At 38.8% G+C, this 7,157-nt stretch carries 1 protein-coding gene; it reads right to left on the reverse strand.

The window, feature by feature from the left end:
• On the reverse strand, positions 1-7,157 hold a 7,157-nt coding region (locus AC1EUU_RS15375), incomplete at both ends, for a DUF7507 domain-containing protein (protein WP_480202337.1).

The following is a 7,157-nucleotide window of genomic DNA, read 5'->3' on the forward strand; positions in this document are numbered from 1 at the left end:
TTTGAGGCTTTCTTTCTCCATCATTAAAATAAATTATATAGAAGTAGGTGCCCACCGGAACTCGCTTATCATCTTTTCTAAGTGTTAATCTTCCATCAGAATAACCATCCCACCATTGAATATCATTACTTGATCTTCCGTTATTATCATAATTATGAACTCTATTACCCCAACGGTCATAGATTTCTAATCTAAAGTCTGGATAACCAGTTAATAACGGAATTATAAAGGTATCGTTACTACCGTCGTCATTAGGTGAGAATCCGTTTGGAACAATATCACAAGACAATGGATCTAAATAATTAGGAACTAAATTAAAATTACAATCATCATCGGTCCAACTACCATTATCATTAGTATCTTCTTCATTGGTTGGAACACCATCACCATCGTCATCTAAGTCACGATAATCTGGTTCTATATCTCCTTCAACGATATCTGCATACAACGGGTCGTTTTCGAGGTCTTGATCTCTATTTGGAAGGTCATTGGATGGATTCATTATCTCATCATTAACATCAAAAGGATCATTCAGATTCGAACCTTCATAGCCATCATCCAACCCATCACCATCGGTGTCAGTTCCTGTTGACTCTCTATCTGGGAAACCATCATGATCTGTATCATGACCTTCTACAGAGTCTTCTAACCCGTCATTATCAGAATCATCATCAAGATAATCAGGGTCATCTGTACCATCTGTATTCTCAGGTGTAATGCCATTAGAATTTGGATTACCAGATATATTGCTATCGTAAGCATCGTCTAAGCCATCATTATCAACATCCACACCACTAGGCTCAGTATATCCAGCTGTTGATTGACCCTCTACATTGTCAGGTATTCCATCATCGTCTGAATCAATATCTAAATAATTTGGGTTGGTATCTCCATCTAGGTTATCAATACCTTCAACGCTAGTTAAAATACCATCATTATCATCATCAATATCTAAGTAATTTGGTTGACCGTCACCATCGAAGTCGTCATCGAAAGGATCATTGTTGCCATTTAGATCTTCGTCTAATGTTGAAATACCATCGCCATCATCATCAATATCTCTATAATCAACATCTTCTGTACCATCAGTATCTGGTAAATCAATTGCTGGATCATTTATTTCATCATTTACGTCGTACCCGTCATTCACATCAGATCCTTCAAAAGCATCATCAAGACCATCTTGATCTGAATCTACTCCAGAATATATTGGAATAGGTAACCCTCCAGAAACATCACCACTATCAATCATACCGTCATGATTTGCATCATGCGCTTCAATACTATCGGGTACGTTATCATTATCAGAATCTAGATCTAAATAATCTGCATTGTCGGTTCCATCTGTATTCTCAGGACTAATACCTTCTCCTGCGCCTGGACTCGACTCATAAACATCATCTAATCCATTAGCGTCAGAATCAACTCCAGATGGAGCAATATATCCTGCGGTAGATTGTCCTTCAACATTATCTGGTACACCATCATTGTCTGCATCTATATCTAATTGATTGATAATTCCATCACCATCTAAATCGAGATTATCACAGACATTATTTGCATTTAGAACACAGAAGTCTGGATCTTCAAAATTTGGTATTCCGTCGTTATCATCGTCACCAGTTGCATCTATACCATTACTCTCAGCGGTATCTAAAATACCATCATTATCATCATCAATATCTGTAATATCTGGCACTCCATCTCCATCAGTATCAACAAGGACTAATATGAATACTGTTGCAGTTGATGTATCTCCAACGCCAGGAGGATTTGATTGTAAACCTTGACCGTCTTCAATAGTATAGGTAAATGAATCAGGGCCCGTATAATTTGGATTTGGTGTATACTCAACAAAGTCATCTGTTGGATCATTTGGCGTTCCATTGTCATTAACGACAGCTGTTCCATTTGTTGGAGGTGTTGCTATAATAATCGGATCATTACCAGGGCCGTCTCTACCAAAATCGTCTGGGCCATTACCGTTATCTAACAACACCATAATTGGATTGTCTGATGTGTTTTCTACGACTTCAACATTATCATCAACGGCTGTTGGCAAGAAGTTTATAATAATTGTATCTAATATACTTTCGTCATCGTCATCATTTAAATTACCATTATTATCATCATCTACGTTAAAGCTTTCAGTAACATCACTATCAAAGTCTACATTATCTGATGCAATAATCTCTGCTTGATTATAATAACTTGTTGTGGTATTTGTACCTGTTGGTAATACTTCAACATCAAACTGTAATAATAAATCGGCTCCGTTTGCAACGTTTAATCCAGACCATGTGATCGTGTTCCCCGTTAATATTCCGCCATTATTAATATTGGTAATATTTCCGTACCCATCAGGAATTACATCTTCTACCCCTATTCCAGTTGCATCACTTGGTCCATCGTTGTGCACCGTTAAAGTAAATGTTATAATATCTCCTGTAGTAGGATTTAGGTCGTTCACAGTCTTAACTAAGCTTAAATCTGAAACCGGAATTGGTGTTACTACTACCGAAGTTTCGTCGTCATCAGCAACTCCATCGCCTAAATCATCTGTACCAAAACCTACTGTTGGGTCACTATCAAAGTCTACATTATCTGATGCCGTTACTTCCGCAAAATTTTCATAATCTGCAGCCACTCCATTTGCTAATACTAGGGCGGTGATATTAATTACTGAGGTATTGCTTCCTGCCAATCTTGAAATTGTTGGCACGGTCCATAAACCAGTAGCTGAATTATATGCTCCTCCGCTATCATCACTTATATAAGTATACCCTGAAGGTAGTAGATCTGTAACTTGAACTCCAGTAGCATCACTTGGTCCATCATTGGTTACTGTTATGGTAAAGACAACATTTGAACCTACAAATGGCGAGCTGTTATCTACGGTCTTACTTATTTCAAGATCAGAAACTGCGATTGGGTTTACATCTACAAAACTATAGTCATCTTCAGTAGTTAAACCATTACCTGGTGTTGAGTCTGGGTCGAAATTATCTGATGCTGTAATTTCTACGGTATTAGTATATGTTCCGACCGGATTCACAAACGCAGTAATATTTATAGAAGCTGTACTAGCATTAGAAATATTACCAGTAAGCCATACGCCAGTAACATCATTATAACTTCCACCACTGTCATCACTTACATACGTATATCCATTTGGTAAAAGATCGGTTACTTCAATGCCAGTAGCATCACTCAACCCATTGTTTGTTACTGTAATTGTGAATACCACATTCGATCCTACGAACGGTGTTGCGTTGTCAACTACCTTACTAATTTCTAAGTCAGAAACTGCTATAGGAGTTACTACAACTGGGTCACTCTCATCATTGTCAGGTAATCCATCACTTAGATCATCGGTAGCGTAGCTATCGTTTGGATCACTATTTGGATCGATATTATCTGACGCTGTAATTTCTGCTCTATTCCCATAATTTCCTGATGCCAGAACTCTAGCCGTAAACTGTAATGATGTTGTATTTCCAGCCGAAATCGCTAATCCACTCCAAGTTATTGTATTTCCAACTACTGTAGCACCTGCAGTAATCGCTGTAACGGTATCATAACCATTTGGTACTACGTCTTCAACGATAATTCCTGTGGCATCACTTGGGCCGGCATTTGATACATCTAATGTAAATGTAACTGTTGAGCCTACTAGAGGTGTTGCATTATCAATTGCTTTTGTAATACTCACATCAGAGACAGGGACTGGAATTGTGCTTTGCTCTGCATAATCATCTTCAGTGATTATACCATTTCCAGGTGTAGAATCTGGATCTGTATTATCACTTGCCGTTACTTCGGCAATATTATTATAATTACCTGTTGCATTTACTATTGCCGTAATATTCAATGTAGCAGAATTTCCGGCTATAATTGTTGGAACAGTCCAAAGTCCGGTTCCACTCACATATGCTCCTCCGCCATCATCACTTACATAGGTATATCCTGTTGGTAATAGATCTGCCACCTCAACACCCGTTGCATCACTTGGGCCAGTATTATTTACTGTCAATGTGAAGATCACATTACTACCTACCAATGGCGTTGCATTATCAACCGCTTTAGAAAGATCAATATCTGATACTGCTATAGGGGTTACTACAATTGGATCACTTTCATCATTATCAGGTAATCCATCTCCTAAATCATCCACACCGAAGCTATCATTTGGATCACTATTTGGGTCAACATTGTCTGAAGCCGTAATTTCGGCCAAATTTCCATAATTACCTATTGGCAATACATTTGCCGTAAACTGTAAGCTAGTTGTGGTTCCTGCCGGAACTGTCAATCCAACCCATGAAATAGTATTTCCTACAACCGTTGCTCCTGCTGTAATAGCTGTAACAGTATCATATCCCGTTGGTACAACATCTTCAACGGTAACTCCTGTGGCATCACTTGGGCCCGCATTTGATACATCTAACGTAAATGTAACTGTTGATCCAACCAATGGAGTTGCATTATCAATTGCTTTCGCTATACTCAAGTCTGATACTGGTGTTGGTGTACTACTTTCTTCGGCATAATCATCTTCAGTAGTTATTCCATTTCCAGGTGTAGAATCTGGATCTGTATTATCACTTGCAGTTACTTCAGCTATATTATTATAATTACCTGTAGCATTTACTGTTGCTGTGATGTTCAGCGCTTGTGTTCCTCCAGATGTAATAGTAGGAACCGTCCATATTCCTGTTCCATTTACATAAGCTCCAGCGCCATCATCGCTTACATAGGTATATCCTGTTGATAATAGATCTGTTACCTGAACACCTGTAGCGTCACTTGGACCAGCATTACTAACTGTTAGTGTAAAGACTACATTACTTCCTACTAATGGCGTTGCATTGTCTATTGCTTTCACTAATGAAATATCTGAAACCGCTATCGGAGCAGTACCTTCTTCGGCATAATCATCTTCAGTAGTTATTCCATTCCCTGGAGTAGAATCTGGATCAGTATTATCACTTGCAGTTACCTCGGCAGTATTATTATAATTACCTGTTGCATTTACTGTAGCAGTAATATTTAGTACTTGCGTTCCACTTGCAGTAATTGTTGGGACTGTCCATACTCCAGTACCAGTTACATATGCTCCTGCACCATCATCACTTACATAGGTATATCCTGTTGGTAATAGATCTGTTACTTGAACACCCGTTGCGTCACTTGGCCCAGCATTGTTCACTGTTAACGTAAAGATCACATTACTTCCTACAAGTGGTGTTGCATTATCTACCGTTTTAGCTAAACTAATATCTGAAACAGCAGTAGGTGTTGTACTTTCTTCTGCAAAATCATCTTCGGTAGTTACTCCGTTTCCAGGTGTTGAATCTGGATCTGTATTATCACTTGCAGTTACCTCGGCAGTATTATTATAATTACCCGTAGCATTTACTGCTGCTGTAATGTTTAATACTTGCGTACCACTTGCCGTGATTGTCGGAACCGTCCATATTCCTGTTCCACTCACATAAGCTCCCACACCATCATCGCTTACATAGGCATATCCAGTTGGTAATATGTCTGTTACTTGAACACCCGTGGCATCACTTGGGCCAGCATTACTTACGGTTAATGTAAAGACTACATTACTTCCAACTAGCGGTGTTGTATTGTCTACTACTTTAGCCAAACTAACATCCGATACCGGTACTGGCGCGGTATTTTCTTCGGCATAATCGTCTTCAGTGGTTATTCCATTTCCAGGTGTAGAATCGGGATCTGTATTATCACTTGCAGTTATTTCCGCTATATTATTATAGTTACCCGTTGCATTTACAGTAGCAGTAATATTTAGTACTTGCGTTCCACTTGCGATGATCGTTGGGACTGCCCATACTCCAGTACCATTTACATATGCTCCTGCGCCATCATCACTTACATAGGTATATCCTGTTGGTATTATATCTGTTACCTGAACCCCTGTAGCATCACTTGGGCCCGCATTGCTAACCGTTAATGTAAAGACTACATTACTTCCTACTAAAGGTGTTGCATTATTTACTGTTTTAGCCAGGCTAACATCTGAAACAGCAACAGGGTTGATATTTACAATATTACTTTCGTCATCATCTGCGTTACCATCTCCATAGTCATCGGCACCAAAGCTATCATTAGGATCACTATCAGGATCTACATTATCTGATGCTGTAATTTCGGCCTGATTCCCATAATTTCCAGAAGCCAATACTTGAGCAGTAAATTGTAGAGTTACGTCGACCGCTGAGGTCACAGTTAACCCTGACCAAGAAATTGTATTTCCGACTACTGTAGCTCCGGCTGTAATAGGTGTAATGCTTCCATATCCGTTTGGAACCACATCTTCAACGGCAACTCCTGCAGCATCATTAACACCACCATTACTTATGGTTAACGTAAAAGTTACTGTATCTCCTACATTTGGTGTAGTATTGTCTACTGCCTTTGCCAAGCTTAGATCAGAAACTACAATAGGAGTTATTGCTGTATCTGATTCAGCGGTGGTTATTTCATCTGTTGTAACTGATACTGTATTTACTAAATCGACACCCGCTTGGAAATCTGCTAATGAAGTAGTGTAACTGATAGTATATGTCCAAATTTCTCCTACTTCGATAACACCAACGACTCCTCCATCTCCAGTAGGACCTGTTAATGTTCCATTTGTCCCATTTGGTAAAATATCAGTAATATTAATATTATTAAGAACTAAATCACCATCATTTTCAAGTGTTATCGTATAATCTAATGTTTGACCAATTGCTGTTATCGGATTAGGACCTCCTGTTTGAGTTTTAGTAACTACTATACTAGGATTACATCCTGGGGCAATTAATGTTACTTGAGTTGGGTCAATAACTTCGCATAAGGTCACTGAATTTCTAACTGCTATAGTATATGGTGACCCTCCAGCTGTTAAGCCTGTAAACACATTTGATGCTTGATAATTTGCGCCTCCATCTATGCTATATTCTAAATTAGCTCCTGTGGCTGTTATTGTAATAGTGCCATCATCCAAGGTAGGGCAGCTTGCTGTAGTTGGATCAGTAGATAATACATTTGTAATTACCGGTAGTGAATTTACTACAATATCTACTTGTGTTGCAAGACTCTCACAGCCTGCAACTGTTTGAGTAACATAGACTGTCTCTGTA

It is taken from the genome of Maritimimonas sp. 2205BS37-2, from assembly GCF_056591755.1.